13 protein-coding genes and 3 pseudogenes are annotated in these 15,519 nt (G+C 72.2%); 8 read left to right on the top strand and 8 right to left on the bottom strand.

All coding sequences use genetic code 11. The annotated features are described in order from the left end of the window. From ACH47Z_RS43160 to ACH47Z_RS43145, 4 genes and pseudogenes are all read left to right on the top strand, one after another. Positions 1 to 159, top strand: a pseudogene (locus tag ACH47Z_RS43160) (TetR family transcriptional regulator); the annotation flags it as partial. A 141-nt stretch (positions 160 to 300) separates the two neighbouring features. Beyond that, positions 301 to 678: pseudogene (locus ACH47Z_RS43155) on the top strand (jacalin-like lectin); the annotation flags it as partial. 87 nt (positions 679 to 765) lie between these two features. Further along, positions 766 to 1,350, top strand: coding sequence for a TetR/AcrR family transcriptional regulator (locus ACH47Z_RS43150; RefSeq protein WP_399084790.1), 585 nt, complete (start codon positions 766 to 768; stop codon positions 1,348 to 1,350). Then, entirely contained in the window at positions 1,343 to 2,056 is a 714-nt protein-coding gene (locus tag ACH47Z_RS43145) for an alpha/beta fold hydrolase (RefSeq protein ID WP_399084787.1), read from the top strand. The genes ACH47Z_RS43150 and ACH47Z_RS43145 overlap by 8 nt, the downstream gene beginning before the upstream one ends. On the opposite strand, the gene ACH47Z_RS43140 is transcribed toward ACH47Z_RS43145, so the two are convergent. Then, the gene (locus ACH47Z_RS43140; protein WP_399084784.1) at positions 1,990 to 2,799 is read right to left on the bottom strand and encodes an isocitrate lyase/phosphoenolpyruvate mutase family protein; all 810 of its coding nucleotides are present in this window, start codon (positions 2,797 to 2,799) and stop codon (positions 1,990 to 1,992) included. The two genes, ACH47Z_RS43145 and ACH47Z_RS43140, sit on opposite strands and share 67 nt — an antisense overlap. Positions 2,800 to 3,222: 423 nt before the next feature. On the opposite strand from ACH47Z_RS43140, the gene ACH47Z_RS43135 reads away from it, so the two are divergent. Beyond that, positions 3,223 to 4,089 (top strand): hypothetical protein, encoded by an 867-nt coding sequence (locus ACH47Z_RS43135; protein ID WP_399084781.1) that lies wholly within the window; start codon positions 3,223 to 3,225, stop codon positions 4,087 to 4,089. Here the strand turns inward: ACH47Z_RS43135 and ACH47Z_RS43130 are convergent. Beyond that, positions 4,034 to 5,761 carry a DUF2264 domain-containing protein gene (locus tag ACH47Z_RS43130; protein ID WP_399084778.1) on the bottom strand — a complete coding sequence of 576 codons (1,728 nt, stop codon included), beginning with the start codon at positions 5,759 to 5,761 and terminating at the stop codon, positions 4,034 to 4,036. The genes ACH47Z_RS43135 and ACH47Z_RS43130 overlap by 56 nt on opposite strands. Positions 5,762 to 5,824: 63 nt before the next feature. Then, on the bottom strand, positions 5,825 to 6,883 hold the full coding sequence (locus ACH47Z_RS43125; protein ID WP_399084775.1) for a rhamnogalacturonan acetylesterase: 1,059 nt from the start codon (positions 6,881 to 6,883) through the stop codon (positions 5,825 to 5,827). A gap of 192 nt (positions 6,884 to 7,075) precedes the next feature. Between ACH47Z_RS43125 and ACH47Z_RS43120 the strand changes: the two genes are divergently transcribed. Beyond that, positions 7,076 to 8,755, top strand: a complete 1,680-nt coding sequence (locus ACH47Z_RS43120) for a rhamnogalacturonan lyase B N-terminal domain-containing protein (protein ID WP_399084772.1) — start codon at positions 7,076 to 7,078, stop codon at positions 8,753 to 8,755. Positions 8,756 to 8,776: 21 nt separating this feature from the next. Here the strand turns inward: ACH47Z_RS43120 and ACH47Z_RS43115 are convergent. From ACH47Z_RS43115 to ACH47Z_RS43095, 5 genes and pseudogenes are all read right to left on the bottom strand, one after another. Further along, a pseudogene (locus ACH47Z_RS43115) lies at positions 8,777 to 9,488 on the bottom strand (family 43 glycosylhydrolase); the annotation flags it as partial. 1 nt (position 9,489) lies between these two features. Next, positions 9,490 to 10,575: a family 43 glycosylhydrolase gene (locus ACH47Z_RS43110; RefSeq protein ID WP_399084769.1), complete on the bottom strand. Its 1,086-nt coding sequence runs from the start codon at positions 10,573 to 10,575 to the stop codon at positions 9,490 to 9,492. 166 nt (positions 10,576 to 10,741) lie between these two features. Beyond that, complete coding sequence (locus tag ACH47Z_RS43105; RefSeq protein WP_399084766.1) at positions 10,742 to 10,957, bottom strand: hypothetical protein; 216 nt, start codon at positions 10,955 to 10,957, stop codon at positions 10,742 to 10,744. Positions 10,958 to 10,959: 2 nt separating this feature from the next. Next, positions 10,960 to 11,268 carry a phosphotransferase gene (locus ACH47Z_RS43100; protein WP_399084763.1) on the bottom strand — a complete coding sequence of 103 codons (309 nt, stop codon included), beginning with the start codon at positions 11,266 to 11,268 and terminating at the stop codon, positions 10,960 to 10,962. Between the two features lie 522 nt (positions 11,269 to 11,790). Further along, the gene (locus ACH47Z_RS43095; RefSeq protein WP_399084760.1) at positions 11,791 to 13,176 is read right to left on the bottom strand and encodes an APC family permease; all 1,386 of its coding nucleotides are present in this window, start codon (positions 13,174 to 13,176) and stop codon (positions 11,791 to 11,793) included. 195 nt (positions 13,177 to 13,371) lie between these two features. On the opposite strand from ACH47Z_RS43095, the gene mmuM reads away from it, so the two are divergent. Beyond that, positions 13,372 to 14,304, top strand: a complete 933-nt coding sequence (gene mmuM / locus ACH47Z_RS43090) for a homocysteine S-methyltransferase (RefSeq protein ID WP_399084757.1) — start codon at positions 13,372 to 13,374, stop codon at positions 14,302 to 14,304. A 123-nt stretch (positions 14,305 to 14,427) separates the two neighbouring features. Continuing rightward, positions 14,428 to 15,492 carry a LacI family DNA-binding transcriptional regulator gene (locus ACH47Z_RS43085; RefSeq protein WP_399084754.1) on the top strand — a complete coding sequence of 355 codons (1,065 nt, stop codon included), beginning with the start codon at positions 14,428 to 14,430 and terminating at the stop codon, positions 15,490 to 15,492. Positions 15,493 to 15,519: the final 27 nt, after the last annotated feature.

Raw genomic sequence — 15,519 nt, 5'->3', positions numbered from 1 at the left:
GGCGAGGTCGCCGGGGACGGCGTCGCCCCGGGGCTGTTCACCGAGGTGTTCTGGGCGTCCCTGCACGGGATCGCGACCCTGACCCGGTCGGGACGGCTGCCGCCGGAGTACACCGAGCAGAGAGTGGAACTGCTGGTGGACCGGCTCGCCATGCTCTGACACACCATCCCGGCGGACACGCGGCCGGGGCCCTCGGACCCCGCCGCCGCCTGCCCACGGCATCGCCTCCGGTCACGCGCGTCGACACCACGCAGCCGCAGACCGCCGGGCCCCGTACCCCAGACGGGCACCAGCCCCGGAAGCGACGACCTCCCCGCCACCCTCACCCCGCGCACCCTCACCCCGCGCGGCGCCGCCCGCCTGGACGCGGTGTCCCTCACGCACGCCGACGGCACGGCGCTCACCCACGGCGGTACGAGCGGCACGGCCGCCTCCCTCACCCTCGCCGCCGGCGAACACCTGACCTCGATGAAGCTGACAGAGGGGCAGAAGGACGGCCGCACACGGGTCTTCTCGGCGGCGTTCACGACGGACAAGGGCCGGACGCTGGCGGCCGGTACGGCGACTTCGGACTCCGCCACCTTCACCGCCCCCTCCGGCCGGCAGATCGTGGGCTTCACCGGCCGCTCGGGCAACGAAATCGACAAGCTGGGAGTGCTGTACGCGCCGATCGGCTGAGGGTCGTACGAGCGGGTCCCGCACGTGGGCGGCCACCAACCTAGACACCCTAGGATTGCCCCTAGGTATCCAAGGAGGAGGTTTCGGGTGGCCCGTGCGGGACTCACTGTCGAACGGCTGGTCGCGGCGGCAGCCGACCTCGCCGACGAGGCGGGCTTCGAGAACGTCACCCTGTCCGCGCTGGCCCGCCGCTTCGGGGTGAAGGACGCGAGCCTGTACTCGCACGTCCGGGGTCTGGAGGACCTGCGTACCCGGCTCGCGCTCCACGCGGGTGGCGAGCTGATCGACCGGATCGCGGTGGACGTGGCGGGCCGCGCCGGCAAGGACGCCCTGGCCGCCTTCGCCAGGGCGTACCGGGCGTACGCCCTGGAACACCCGGGCCGGTACGCCGCCACCCAGATCCGTATCGACCAGGCCCTGATCGCCGACTCCCCCGCCATGCGCCGTACAGCCGAGATCACCTACGGGATGCTGCGCGCCTACGGTCTGGACGAGCCCGATCTGACGGACGCCGTACGCCTGTTGCGCAGCACGTTCCACGGTTACTGCGCCCTGGAGTCCGCGGGCGGCTTCGGCGCGGCCCGGGACGTCCAGGCCTCCTGGGACAAGGCGGTCGACGCCCTGCACCTCGCCCTCACCCACTGGCCCCAGGAGACGAAGAAACATGGCTGAACTCCACTACGACATGACCGGCAGCGGTCCCGTCCTGCTGATCCTCCCGGGCGGGGCCGGGCACCCCATGGGGCTCGGGCCACTGACCGAACGCCTGGCACGGAGCTTCACCGTCGTGACGTACGACCCGCTGGGGCTCGCCCACGGGCGGCTCGGGCTGCCGGTCCCGGACCAGCGGCCGGCGGACTGGAGCGACGGGGCGCACCGGGTGCTGGAGGCGGTGCTGCCGCCGGGCGGGCGGGCGTATGTGTTCGGCAGCAGCTCGGGCGGCATCGCCGTCCTCGACCTGCTCGCCCGGCACCCCGCGCGGCTGGCGGGTGTGGTGGCGCACGAGCCGGCGTGTGTGACAGTGCTGCCGGACGGGGCGGAGCGGCGGGCCGAGCTGCTCGCGCAGTTCGACGGAGCTGAGCGGCCGCCCGCGGAGGGTGCGTCGGCGACCCCGATGGGCGTCTTCCTCGCCCATGTCCTGCACCCCTTCACCGCGTACGTGCCCTCCTCCCCCGCCGCCGGGCAGCACCTCACGCTCGCCGCCGGCGCCGACTCGCGCGGCCAACTCCTGTACCACACGGCCGAGTTCCTCGCCGACCGGCTCGGTGGACGCTTCGCGGAGTTCCCTGGCGGGCATCTCGGCGCCCTGGATCACCCCGAGGAGTTCGCCGACCTGCTCGCGGAGACGTTCCTGTCCGGCGTGGCAACCTCGGCGTAGGACGGTGTCGTACCGCCCGGCACCCGTCCGGCCACGATGTCGGCCACCGCGTCCAGCGCCGCCCCGAGCGCCCGTCGGTAGAGCAGCGAGCCGAGGCTGATCCGGGCGACGCCGAGGTCGGCGAGCTGGGAGACCGTGGGACCGGTGGGCGAGTAGAGGATGTTGAGCGGGGCGCCGACGCGCCGGACGAGGGCGCCGATCCGGTCCGGGTCGGTCACTCCGGGCACGAACACCCCGTCGGCGCCCGCTTGTTGATAGGCGTCCAGACGGCGCAGGGTGTCCGTGTCGTCGCCGTCACCCAACCAGTGGGTGTCCGTACGGGCGTTGACGAACAGGCCGGGCACGGCGGCCTTCACCGCGGCGATCTTCGCGGCGTGCCGGCCGACCGGTCCGAGCCCGTCCTCAAGGTTGACGCCGACGACCCCGGCGGACCACAACGCGCCCGCGAACTCGGCTACTTCCTGCGGATCGTCGGAGAAGCCGTCCTCCGCGTCCACGGAGAGCAGGTAGGGCTCCGGGCCGAGCATGCGGGCGAGGCTCAGGGTCTGTTCACGGGTCGCCCCCTGGCCGTCGGGCAGACCGGCCGCCGCCGCTACGGCCAGGCTGGTCGTGCCGATCGCCGCGAAACCCCGGGCGTGCAGGGCAGCGGCTGAGGCGTGGTCCCAGGCGTTGGGGAGCAGCAGCGGCTCGCCGGGGCGGTGGTGCAGTCCGGCGAACGGGGTGGCGGTGGGCTCTGCGGTCATACGGCCACGCTAGGCGCCGTACGGTTCGGTGGACGCCGAACGATGGACGTCCCGGCCGCCCGTCACCCCACCGGCCCCATGGGTGACAGACGCACCGGAAACAACTTCGGCAACCTTTCCGCGCCCGGCGGCAACCCCTGGGCATGGCTCAAGCACCACGCACCACAGGTCACCGCCGCGTCCGCAAGGCCCGCAAGCCCGTGATCGGCGCGCTCGCCACCGCCGGGCTCCCGGCGCCGACACAGTCGTCAAGGGGACCAAGGAGGTCGGCGGGCTGGTGGCCCACAACGACGGGTTCGCGCTGCTCACCCGGGTCGCCGACACCAACAGGAAGGACACGGCCGCCGCGATCATCCGCTACACGGGCGGCAGACGGACCTGGACCACCAAGCTGACCGGTACCGCCTCGCACGACACCTCGCCGTGCTGGACGGCCAGCTCACCTGGAACGGGACGAAGTACGGCGCCTACTTCGTGGTGCACGGCGCGGGCGGCTTCGCCGACGGACACTACGGCGACAAGCCGGCGTACGTCAGCGCCAAGGGCGGCAAGCTGGACGGCGGTTGGAGCTGGGGGTGCAGCCACAACGAGGGCATCGCGCTGCACGCGGAGACCTCCGGCGCCTTCACGTCGCTGTGCTTCGACGACTGGCGTTCGGGCCTGTTCGTCTCGACCGGCATCGGTGCCCCGGACGTGGCGCCCGTGGTGCAGCGCGAGCAGTGCTGGGCGGGCTACTGCGGCGGTACGTTCCCCGGTCGCACCGAGGACCTGGTGAAGTCCGCCGACGGCCGGTACGCGACGGCGTTCGCCTCCCGGGGTGCCGCCTCCGCCCGGAAGAATCCGGCCGACTCCAGCGGCCGCGGCTGGACCGTCACCCCGAAGACCGCCACCCACCAGGTCGCGATCGCCTTCCCGAAGAACCGCAACTCCGGCCCCGGCCGGGCGATTTACCTCACCTCGGACAAGGGCACCGAGAACGTCGACGTGCACCTCGCCCCGTACGGCAAGGACAAGCTGCTGCTGTCCTGGGAGTCGCTGAAGAACGCCAGGTGCTCCGCCGGCACCTGCACCGGGACCTTCACGGGCACGCATCTGCGACTGGTGGACTGGAACGGGAAGTTCGCGAGCGCCGACAAGGTGGTGCACGCGCGGATCACCGGAGACCTCGCGGTCCTCAAGGACTCCACGCTGACCTGGGCCTACGCGCCCGTCACCCCGCCCTACGCCACCCCGCTCACCGGGGCGTCACCGACCACGTCGACCCTGCGGATCGCCCGGCTGAAGCCGTGAACCGGAACACCTTCTGCGCGCCGGACTCCGCCCAGCGGACGCTCACCTCGTGATCCTCCCCCACCTGCACCGACACCAGATCCGTGAGGGGCCGCGGGTCCGGCTCTCCGGTCAGCCGGGCGAGCGCCACGAACAGCGTGGCCTCGCCCGTCCCGGTCTCGCCGGTCAGGTCGTCCGAATCCAACAGACGGTGAACCGGGAGGAGTTCGGCGCGGAGTCCGTCCGGTGCCGGCCAGCCGGTGATCCGTACCGGCGTCCCGGGGGCGGCCCCGGCGACGAGATGGGCCCGGACCTCGGCCGCGCCCTCGGCGAGCACGAGACTGGTCACGGTGATCCCGTCGCGCACGGTGTGCCGGGAGGCGATCCACCCTTCGCCGGTGCCGAGCGGCTCGATCCGCGTCCGGTCCGGGTCGCCGCCGACGATCACGCTGTTGTCGGGGGCGGTCCGGTCGGGTGCGGTCGCGGTGGAGTAGGCGAGCCGGGTGTAGTAGGGGTCGTAGCGGACGTCCTCGCTGCCGTGGTTGTGCAGCCGGACCAGTCCGTCCGAACGGGTGCTCTGGAGCAGCCAGTTGGGGACGGCGAGCGGCCTGATCCCGTCGGCGCGCTCGGCCGGGCCGGGTTCCTCGGTCGCCGTCCACACCTCGTGGTCGGGTGGCAGGAGCAGGCCGAGAAAGCCCTTGCTGGCCCAGTACGGGGAGGCGGGGCCGGAGTAGCTCTGCACGAGCGACCCGTCGCGGCCGAGCCAGCCCAGCGGGAGCAGCCCGCGTTCGTCCACCGCCCCGCCGTCGAGGAAGTAGCGCAGGGCGCCGGAGGCCAGGCGCCGGGTCTCGCCGGGGGTGAGCGGGGTGTGGCCGGTGAGCGCGCCGAGCCAGAGCGGGGCCGTCGTGGCGAAGCGGTAGGTCAGGGATCGGCCCTGGTGGAGGGGGGCGCCGTCGCCGCCGAAGAGGCGGGCGTAGTCGGCGAGGTGGACGGACAAGCGTCGACCGTACACAGAAAGCAGCTCAGTGTCGTCTGTCAGCCATGCGTGGACGACTGTGTACAGGTGCATCGCCCAGCCGTTGTAGTAGTCGAACTTCCGGCCGTCGCCGTCGGTGTACCAGCCGTCGCCGAGATACCAGCCCTCGACCCGCTCCAGACCTCGGTCGATCGCCTTGCGGGCGGCCTCCGGCCGGTGGCCGATCTCCTGCAGGAAGCCGCCGACGGTCACCGGGAACAGCTCCCAGTTGCACGGCCAGGGTTCGGCGGTGAGCGCGTCCTCGAGCCACTCGGCCGTCCGCTGCCGTACGGCGTCGTCCAGCCGGTCCCACAGCAGCGGGCGGGTCAGCCGCAGGGCGAGCGCGATGGAGGCGGCCTCGACCAGCGGCTGGCTGCGGTCCTCGATCCGCGGCCAGACGCCGCCGGGCCCGGCCGCGAGGCCCTCGGCGTAGCGGCCGAGGGCGGTCTCGTCGCGGCGGAAGGCGGCCAGCAGCAGCGTACGGGCGTACCCCTCCAGGCCGTCGGAGAGCCGGCCGGCGTGGCTGACGTGATCGCCGGGGAGGTGGTAGAGGGCGCGGTCGGGGGTGGCGTAGGGGGTGACGGCGGCCAGCAGGGCGTCGGCGGCGGCCTCCCAGTGCGCCCGGGTGTAACCGGTGCGGGGGCTCGACTCGCGGTCGTCGGCGGGCAGTTCGATCACGGCGGTGCGTTCCTTCCTCGCGGACCTGGGGCGCCCCGGTTCCGGTCGGGGCGCCCCAGGAGCTCATCCCACCCGCACCAGACCCTCGGGCACCAGATGCTGGTCGACCAGTGCGTCACGGACGAGGCCCGCGTAGACGGTCGCGCCGTGCACGGAGGTGTGGGTGTTGTCGCGCTTCTCGTTGTAGAGGTAGATCGCCTTGGAGCCCTCCGGGCCCAGGGACTCCACCAGCGCCTTGGTCTTCGCCGTGAGGTCGATCAGGGGGACGTCCTCGGCGGCGGCGACGGACCGTATGACCCCCGGGAGGTCGACGCCGAGGCCGTTGACCAGCAGGGCGGTGGTGTTGTTCAGGGTGCCGTCGGCGTTGAACCAGCGGCGGACGATCGGGGTGACGAGCACCGGCTCGCCGCCCCTGTCCCGGATGCCCGCGACGAGGGCCTCGAGGTTGGCGCGGTACGTGGCCTCGTCGGTGGTCTTGTCGTTGTGGGCGAGCTGGACGAGGACGAGGTCGCCTGGGCGGATCAGGGGGTGGACGGTGTCCCAGAGGAGGGGATTGGCCAGGTAGGTGACCGTGCTCTCGCCGGAGTCGGCGTAGTTGGCGACCGACAGGCCCTTGCGCAGGTACTGCGGGAGCTGCTGGCCCCAGCCGGAGTAGGGGGCGGCGGGCTGGTCGCAGGCGGTGGAGTCGCCGATGAGGATGATCTGGCGGGCTCGGTGGGCCGGGGTGACGCGGATGCCGGCCAGGGCGGGGGCGGAGCCGCCGAGGGTGAGGTCCAGGCCGGGGGTGCCGTCGGGGCCGGTCGGTTCGCCCTCGGGGGTGCGGACGTTCACGGTGAAGCCGCGGGTGACCTGTTCACCGGCCGGGACGGCGGTCTCCGGGAGCAGGGAGCGCCGGGTCTCGCCGGTGATGGCCGTGCTGGAGGCCGCCGTGCCGCCGAGCCGGACCGTCACGTCGTAGGTACCGGGCGGGACGTCGAAGTGGCAGCCGGTGTCGGTGCAGTTCTCCAGGCCGAGCGGCCGCGGTGCGGGACGGGCCTGGGCGGGCGTCGCCGCCAGGGTCGCGGACAGGGTGACCGTGACGGCGGTCAGCACGGCGGCGCGCACAGCGTTGAAACGTCTCACTCGTGTCTCCCTCGGGCGGTGGACAAGGTCCGGCCGGTGGACCGTACCGCTCTGGACAAGCGCTTTCTAGATCTTTGGACAAATTCATACGATCGCCAACTACCAAGCGACGAAAGCCCTTTCGCAGAATCGATTCAACTGTCACCCTGCCTCACACCCGCACTCCCTGGACCTCCCGAAGGAGGCACCCCCATGTCCGGACCTTCGAACAGCGCGGTCAGCCGCCGCGCCTTCGTCGTCGGCACCGCGGCCGCCGCCGGTACGGCCGCCCTCGCCGGCCCGCTCGCACCCGCCGCGTCGGCGGCGGGCTTCGGCTGGAGCGACGACGGCTCCAACTACGTCGTCGACACCGGCGCGAACCTCGTCTTCAAGGTCAGCAAGACCAACGGCGACCTGACCTCGCTGGTGTACAAGGGCACCGAGTACCAGGGCTACGGCGGCAAGAACTCCCACGTCGAGTCCGGCCTCGGCACCTCCACCGTCACCCTGGCCCAGTCCGGCTCGACCATCCTGGTCTCCGTCGCCCACGGCACGCTCAGGCACTACTACGCGGCTCGCAGCGGCGAGGACAACATCTACCTGTGGACCGACAAGGCTGACTCCTCCGTCACCGCGACGCGGTACATCGTGCGCGTGAAGGCAGGCCTGTTCCTCAACGACGAACCGGACTCCTACACCTACACCACCAGCACCGTCGAGGCCTCCGACGTCTTCGCCAAGTCCGACGGCCAGACCCGCTCCAAGCACTACTCGCAACACCGGGTCATCGACTACGACTACATCGGCTGGACCACCGGCGGCGTCGGCCTGTGGATCGTCCGCAGCAACCACGAGAAGGCCTCCGGCGGCCCCTTCTACCGCTCACTGCTGCGCCACCAGAGCGCCGACGGCGGCGGACTGTACGAGATCCTCTACTACGGCGAGAACCAGACCGAGTCCGAGCGCTTCGGCCTCCAGGGCCCGTACGTCATCGCCTTCACCGACGGCGGGGCGCCCTCGTCCTCGCTGTACCACGGCACCCTCACCACGCCGTGGGCCGACTCGCTCGGCATCTCCGGGTACGTCGCCGACAGCGGCCGGGGCCGGGTCGCCGGCGTCGGCATCAGCGGGCGGGACACGGCGTACACGTACACGGTCGGGCTCGCCAACTCTGCGGCGCAGTACTGGGGGACGGCACGGGCCTCGGACGGGTACTACTCGATGTCCCGTGTACTGCCGGGTGTGTACACGCTGACTCTCTACAAGGGAGAGCTGGCTGTGTACAGCACACAGGTGACCGTGTCCGCGGGGGCGACGACCACCCTGAACACGATCACCGTCCCGTCGTCCAACGACCCGTCGAACGCGAGCGCCGTCTGGCGCATCGGCGACTGGGACGGCACCCCGAGCGGGTTCAAGAACGCGGACCTGATGACGTACGCGCACCCCTCGGACGTACGGGCCTCCGCCTGGACCGGGAACGTGGTGATCGGCAGCGGCTCCGAGACCTCCGCCTTCCCCTGCCATCTGTGGAAGGACGTCAACAGCGGCCTGCTCGTCCACTTCAGGCTCACCGCCGCCCAGGCCGCCGCCGCGCACACCCTGCGGATCGGCGTGACGACCGCCTACGCCAACGGCCGGCCGCAGGTCACGGTCAACGGCACCTGGACCTCGGCCGTCCCCTCCCCGCCCACCCAGCCGAGCACCCGGTCCCTGACGGTGGGCTCGTACCGGGGCAACAACTACACGTTCACCTACAGCATCCCGGCCAGTGCGTGGCTCACGGACACCAGTCAGTACAACGTGCTGAAGATCGACGTGGTGAGCGGTTCGGGGACGACGGGCTATCTCAGCGCGGGCACGGCGATCGACGCGATCGATCTGCTGGCCTGAGCAGCGTCATGTTCCGTGCGTCCACTGCTGGTTGGTGCCGCCGTTGCAGGTGTACTGGCTGACCGCGGCGCCCTGCCACAGGGACTGGTTCGGCACGTCGGCGCACGTGGAGCTGTGCCGGGCGATCAGCGTGTTGTACGTGGCGCTGGTGCCGGTGATCGTGCACGGGAAGGACGTAGGCGGTCTGGGAGCCGTAGGCGGTGGAGTCGCCGACGTTGGTCCAGGAGGTCCAGGGGCCGGCGAGGGAGGTGGCCGTGGCGTACTGCTGCTGGTTGGGGCTCCAGCCCGTGGCACCCGACGTCAGCATGAAGTACACGCCGCCCCGCTTGAACAGGGCCGGGGCCTCGCGGTGGCCGCCTGGCCAGGGGTTGGCGACCAGGCCGGCGGTACCGGTGTAGTCGGCGGTCAGCCGGTAGATGTTGAGGTCGTAGTTGTTGTTGGCGGACGAGACCAGGGAGGCGGTGCCGTCGGTGTCGACGAACGTGGTCATGTCGCGGGACTGGTACTGGCCGAGCGGCTGGAAGCTGCCCTGGTAGGTGTAGCTGCCGTCGATCGTGGAGGAGACGGCGACGGCGGCGCGGGCCTGCGTGTAGTCGACGCCGTTCTCCTTGTGCACCGTGAACTGCGTGCCGTTGGTGATCGTCTACGGTGCCGCCTGAGCGGGTCCGGCCGCCGTCAGCGCCGCGGCGAGGGCGCAGCACAGGGCGAGCAGGACGGCGTACACGCCTCTCATCTCACACACTCGCCTTCACGGTGTCGGCGACGGGCACGCCGAAGTCCGGGGTGCCGTCGGGCTTCCAGCCGAGCCTCTGGATCCGGGTGTGCCGGTTGGGGTCGTGCAGGGGGTCTCCGGTGATCTCCTTGTACTGGCGGGCGTGGTAGACGAGGACGTCGCTGCGGCCGTCCTCGGCGACGGTGAAGCAGTTGTGGCCGGGGCCGTACTGGTGGGTGGTGTCGTTGCTGGTGAAGACCGGGACGGGCGACTTGGACCAGCTCCTGGCGTCCATGAGGTCGCTGTCGGCGTCGGCGGTCAGCAGGCCCACGCAGTAGTGGTAGTCGGTGGCGCTGGCCGAGTAGGTGAGGAAGACCCGGCCGCCCCGCTGGAGGGCGTACGGGCCCTCGTTGACCTTGTAGCCGACGCACTCCCAGTCGAACTCGGGTGTGGACAGGCGCACCTGGGGGCCGGTGAGGGTCCAGGGGTTGGCCATCCTCGAGATCCACAGCGCGGTGTTGTTGTCCATGCCGGGCTCGTGCTGCGCCCAGACGAGGTAGCGGGTGCCGCGGTGCTTGAAGGTGGTGGCGTCGAGGGAGAACGTCTCCCAGGCGGTCCGGATCTGGCCGCGCTCGACCCAACTTCCCTTGAAGGGATCGGGATTGGCGTTCTCCAGCACCCAGATGCGGATCGCCCACACGTCCTCCGCGGGGGCGGAGGCGAAGTAGATGTACCACTTGCCGCCGATCCGGTGCAGCTCGGGCGCCCAGATGTGCGCGCCCATCGGTCCGGTGGCGTGAGCCCGCCAGATCACGGACTCGGCGGCCGTGGCGAGGCCGTTCAGGGTGCGGGAGCGGCGCAGGATGATGCGGTCGTACTCGGGGACGGTGGCCGTGAAGTAGTAGAGGCCGTCGGTGTGGCGGGTGATGTGCGGGTCGGCGCGCTGGGGGATCAGGGGGTTCACGTAGGGGGCGGCCTTCTCGGTGGCGTCGGTGGGGGCGGCCTGGGCCGTGCCGGGGACGGCGGCCAGCGCTCCCGCGGCGAGCGCGGCGCCCTTCAACATCAGTCTGCGGCTGGGGACTTGGGGAAGGTCGTGTTCGCGGCTCATGCGGGCTGCCTCTCGGTGGGGAAGCGGGAGGTTCGAGATGTCGTACATCATCTGTCATGCCGAACGCCGAAAAGGTACGGGTGAGCATCCGAGGGGTCAATGGGTTCGACGCGAGGAGGGGAAAGCCCTTTCTGCACGCGCTCCGCGAAGGCGCTCCGGCTTCGGCTCAGCGGCCGCTCGGGGCCTGCGGGAAACCCGGCTGCGGGGCCGACCTGCGGGCCTCGCGGGCCCAGTCCGCGAGGAAGGCCAGCACCAAGCCCCGTTCGCGGTAGCGCAGTTCGGCGCAGACGGTGCGCCCGCCGCCGTGGTCCAGCTGATGCTCCCCCGCGCGGGCCGGCATCAGCGCGGTGAGCCAGTCGTACTTCACCGCGGACGCGCACACGGTCAGCCGAGCAGCCTCGCGTCACCGCGCCACCCGCTCTCCCGCAGGCCGCGCGGACAGGCGTCGTAGGCGGCGGCCGCGTACCCGGGCAGCCGGGCGGCCGGCACGAACAGGTCGAAGACGGAGTCCGGGGGGTAGTTGCCGAGGTCCTCGCCGAGGGCGCCGTCACCGGCGAAGGCCCGGTCGAGCAGGACCGCGTCCGGGCCGGCGCTGATGACGTTCGCGGGCCACAGGTCGAGGTGGCAGAAAGTACGCGGAAGCGCTTTCAGCACCTGCAGGAACCACTCCCGGTCGTGCCGCAGCCGGACCATGTCCCGGCGCAGTCCGGGCGGGAAGTGGTCACGGACCAGGGGCTGTCGCCAGGCGTCGTCGTGGTCGAGCAGCTGCTCGCCGAGCGTCCTGGCGCCGATGCAGTCGCGCCGGAAGCGCCGGGAGAGCCAGGGCCGGTCCGCGACGCGGGCCGCGCCCCTGGGCGGCGCCCAGGCGACGCGCGTGCTCGACGTGGCGGCCGAGCGGCCGGCCGGTGGCCGGCTCGCCCGGCACGTCCGCCAGCCACAACGCCACGTCCCCGCCGGGCCGTTCGGCCGCCGTCAGCAGCCGGGGCCCACGCAGCCCGGACGACCGCCACACCCCGGTGAGCCCGCAGGCGTACACCTCGGCTTCGCGGCGCCAGTGGTTCCCAGTGCCGCGGATCCGCCGAGGCCGCCCAGCCCGCCTCCGACTCCTTCGACCGTGTCAGCACCTTCAGCACGGCCGAACGGCCGCCCGCCCGAACCCGCCGGACGCCCGCCGTGACGCCGTTGCCGGGGAAGGGTGTGGTCACCTCGCCCGGACTAGGCGGACGGCGTGACCGCCGGGTCCTGGCCGCCGCGCAGCCACACGTACACCGGGATGCCCGCGAACAGGAACAGCACGCCCTGGTAGACGGCCGCGTAACCGGCGCCCGCGATCAGCCAGAAGGAGAAGGCGAAGGACAGGGCGGCGACGATCAGGTCACGGACGAGCCCGGCCGGCCGGACCTGGTCCCGCGAACCACGGGCCAGCCAGTACAACTGCGCGGCCGCCGACAGCAGATAGGGCACGCAGCCGGTGAAGGTGGTGATCAGGACGAGGACCCGGAAGGTGGTGTCCGGGCCCGCCGTGTAGTTGAGGGCGATCAGCACCGTGCCGAGAACGGCGCAGGCCCACACCCCGAAGCCCGGCACCCCGCCCTTGCCCACCTTCGCGAACGGCGCCGGGAAGAGCCCGTCGCGGGCGGCGGCGTACGGCATCTGCGCGGCCATCAGGATCCAGCCGTTGAGGCAGCCGACGATCGAGGCGACGGCGACCAGCGCGATCGCGGTGCCGCCCCAGTGGCCGCCGGTGACCGCGTTCACCGCGTCGGCGAAGGGCGCGCCGGACTTCACCAGCCGGTCGTGCGGGACCAGGCCGAACACGGCGACCGTGCCGAGGAGATAGACGAGGGCGGAGCCCAGCGTGCCGAGGACGCTCGCGCGGCCCACCGTGCGCTCGGGGTCGTCGACCTCGCCGGCGCTCACCGCGGCCGACTCCACACCGAGGAAGCTGTACAGCAACAGCGCGGCGGACGCGGCGAGGGCGCCCGGGACGCTGTCACCGCCGGCGTTGAACGGGCCGAAGTTGTCCGCCCGGACGAAGAACAGGCCGACGCCGGCGACCAGGAGGAGGGGGACGAACTTCAGCATGGTGGAGACGATCTGCACCGCACCGACCCAGCGGGTGCCGGCGAAGTTCGCGGCGGCCGGCAGCCACAGCGCGGCGAGCGCGACCAGGCCTTCGAGCAGGTGGTTGCCGTGCAGGGGTATGAGGACGTCGACGTATCCGACGACGGCGACGGCGAGCGCGGCGATGCTGACCCAGCACATCGTCCAGTACGACCACGCCGACAGGAAGCCCGCGAACGGGCCGAACGCGTCGCGCGGGTAGACGTACAGTCCGCCGGTGACCGGGCTGCGCCGGGCCAGCTTCCCGAAGAGCAGGGCGAGCAGGACGGCGGCGACGGACAGCACGGCGAAGGCGAGCAGGCTGACGGTGCCGTAGGGGGCGACGGCGGAGGGCAGCGCGAAGATGCCGCCGCCGATGATGTTGCCCATGACCAGGGCGGTCGCGGCGACGAGACCGAAGGAACGGCGCCGGGGGGCGGCGGGGGTCTCGGTGAGCGGGGCGGCTTCGGTGGACTCGGCGGAGTCGGGGGCAGTCATGGCGGTTCCGGGGAGGAGCAGGAGCGGGGAGGAGCGTGATCGTAACCCCGTGGTCCATATGCTGGGCGATCTGTTCACGAACTGGACACAACACGCGGTGCGTACAGGGTTTTCGCAGGTCGGGCGGAGCGCCGGGGATGTTCATCTGCTGGACGCCGTGGCCCGACCCGACTCCGCTTCGACTAGCGTCGTGACATGAACAGCAGCATCTCCCCCAGCCTCGCCGACGCCCTCGCCGCCGGGACGGTCGTACTCGACGGCGGCATGTCCAACCAACTGGAGTCGGCCGGGCACGACCTGAGCGACGAGCTGTGGTCGGCGCGGCTGCTGGCGGAGCAGCCGGAAGCGATCACCGAGGCCCATCTCGCCTACTTCCTGGCCGGCGCGGACGTCGCCATCACCGCCAGCTACCAGGCCACCTTCGAGGGCTTCGCCCGGCGCGGCATCGGCCACGACGAAGCGGCGCGGCTCCTCGCGCTGAGCGTCGACCTGGCCCGTACGGCGGCCCGCCGGGCCGGGAACGCGGGCGTCGGGCGGCCACTGTGGGTGGCGGCCTCGGTCGGGCCGTACGGGGCGATGCTCGCGGACGGCTCCGAGTACCGGGGCCGGTACGGGCTGAGCGTGGACGAGCTGGAACGTTTCCACCGGCCGCGCATGGAGGTGCTGGCCGCCGCCGGGCCGGACGCCCTCGCACTGGAGACGGTTCCGGACGCCGACGAGGCCGCCGCGCTGCTCCGGGCGGTCCGCGGGCTGGGGGTACCGGCGTGGCTTACGTACACGGTCGACGGTATGCACACGCGTGCCGGGCAGCCCCTGGAGGAGGCCTTCGCCCTGGCCGCCGACGTGGACGAGGTGATCGCGGTGGGCGTGAACTGCTGCGTTCCGCAGGATGTCGAGCGCGCGGTGGAGATCGCGGCCCGCGTCACCGGCAAGCCGGTCGTGGTCTACCCCAACAGCGGGGAGGCCTGGGACGCCGATGCCCGGGCCTGGACGGGGCAGTCGCGGTTCGGCACCGAGCAGGTCAAGACGTGGCGGGACGCGGGCGCGCGGCTCATCGGGGGGTGCTGCCGGGTGGGTCCGGAGGCGATCGCGTCGGTCCGGCAGGCGTTGGGCGGCCCGGCGGTCTGAGTTCGCCGCCCGGCGATCCCTGTACCGGCACTGGTCCGCGCTCCTTCCGGCCGCTAGCCTCGCGCATGGGAACCGGTTGCTGCCCATGTTGCCGCAGTTCCCGACGGTGCGGAGGGGCTGGGGATGACCAGGAAGAGCGAGACCGCCGGACGCAGCACGATCCGGGATGTCGCCGCGCGGGCCGGGGTGTCCGCGTCGACCGTGTCCCGGGTGCTGGGCGGGGAGTACCCGGTGAGCGCGGCGACCCGGAACCGGGTGATGCGGGCCGTGCGCGAGATGGACTACGTGGCCGACGCCCGCGCGAAGGCCGTCGCCGGGGTCGGCACGCCGACCCTGGCGTTCGTCCTCGAGGACATCACCGGGCCGTCGTTCGCGCACATGGCGCGGGGCGTGGAGCGCGAGGCCGCGCGGCTCGGGCACCTGTGCCTGGTGTGCAGCACGGACGGGGACCTGCGGCAGGAACTGGACTTCATCGAGACGATGCGCGCCCAGCGGGCGGCGGCGGTGATCCTGGTCGGCGGTTCGGCCGACACGCCCGAGTACCGGGAGCGCACGCGCCGCATCGCCGACTCGCTGGCCTCGGCCGGTTCGCGGCTGGTGCTGTGCGGTCGGCCACCGCTCGGTCCGGGCGCGCCGGTGACGGTGATCGAGTACGACAACGAGGGCGGGGCCTACGCGCTGGTCGCGCACGTCCTCGCCCAGGGCCACCGGCGGGTGCTGTTCCTCGGCGGCGAACCGGACCACACCACGGCGCAGGGCCGCGAACGCGGTTACCTGGGCGCGCACCGCGCCCGCGGCCTGGAACCCGACCCGGACCTGCTGCTGCACGGCGACTTCACCCGTGACTCCGGACACCGGCTGATGCGCCAGGCCCTCGAACGGGGCCTCGACTTCACGGCCGTGGTGGCCGCGACCGACATGGTCGCGGCGGGTGCCCTGACCGCGTTGCACGAGGCCGGGCTGGACGTGCCGGGGGACGTGTCGCTGGCCGGGTACGACGACATACCGTTCGCCCGCGACCTGCATCCGGCGCTGACCACCGTGCACGTCCCCTACGAGGAACTGGGCCGGCTCGCCGTACGCACCGCCCTGGGCCACGCCGCGGACTCCACGGACGCCAAGGGCGCGCATCTGCTGCTGGGCACGCATGTGGTGGTACGGGGGTCGGTGGCGGCGATCGGCGACTGACGGCAGTGTGCCGACGACGGTGACCGT

The organism is Streptomyces sp. NPDC020192 (assembly GCF_044388685.1).
Lineage (GTDB): Bacteria > Actinomycetota > Actinomycetes > Streptomycetales > Streptomycetaceae > Streptomyces.
Note: the sequence above shows the minus strand (reverse complement) of the source record. Positions and strands in the feature narration are given on the sequence as shown.

What these genes read in the sequence shown, in the direction of transcription:
- ACH47Z_RS43120 (WP_399084772.1), top strand. Translation starts at nt 7,076, where the DNA reads ATGTCCGGACCTTCGAACAGCGCGGTCAGCCGCCGCGCCTTCGTCGTC.
- ACH47Z_RS43140 (WP_399084784.1), bottom strand. Translation starts at nt 2,799, where the DNA reads ATGACCGCAGAGCCCACCGCCACCCCGTTCGCCGGACTGCACCACCGC.
- mmuM (WP_399084757.1), top strand. Translation starts at nt 13,372, where the DNA reads ATGAACAGCAGCATCTCCCCCAGCCTCGCCGACGCCCTCGCCGCCGGG.
- ACH47Z_RS43095 (WP_399084760.1), bottom strand. Translation starts at nt 13,176, where the DNA reads ATGACTGCCCCCGACTCCGCCGAGTCCACCGAAGCCGCCCCGCTCACC.
- ACH47Z_RS43145 (WP_399084787.1), top strand. Translation starts at nt 1,343, where the DNA reads ATGGCTGAACTCCACTACGACATGACCGGCAGCGGTCCCGTCCTGCTG.
- ACH47Z_RS43085 (WP_399084754.1), top strand. Translation starts at nt 14,428, where the DNA reads ATGACCAGGAAGAGCGAGACCGCCGGACGCAGCACGATCCGGGATGTC.
- ACH47Z_RS43110 (WP_399084769.1), bottom strand. Translation starts at nt 10,575, where the DNA reads ATGAGCCGCGAACACGACCTTCCCCAAGTCCCCAGCCGCAGACTGATG.
- ACH47Z_RS43100 (WP_399084763.1), bottom strand. Translation starts at nt 11,268, where the DNA reads ATGGTCCGGCTGCGGCACGACCGGGAGTGGTTCCTGCAGGTGCTGAAA.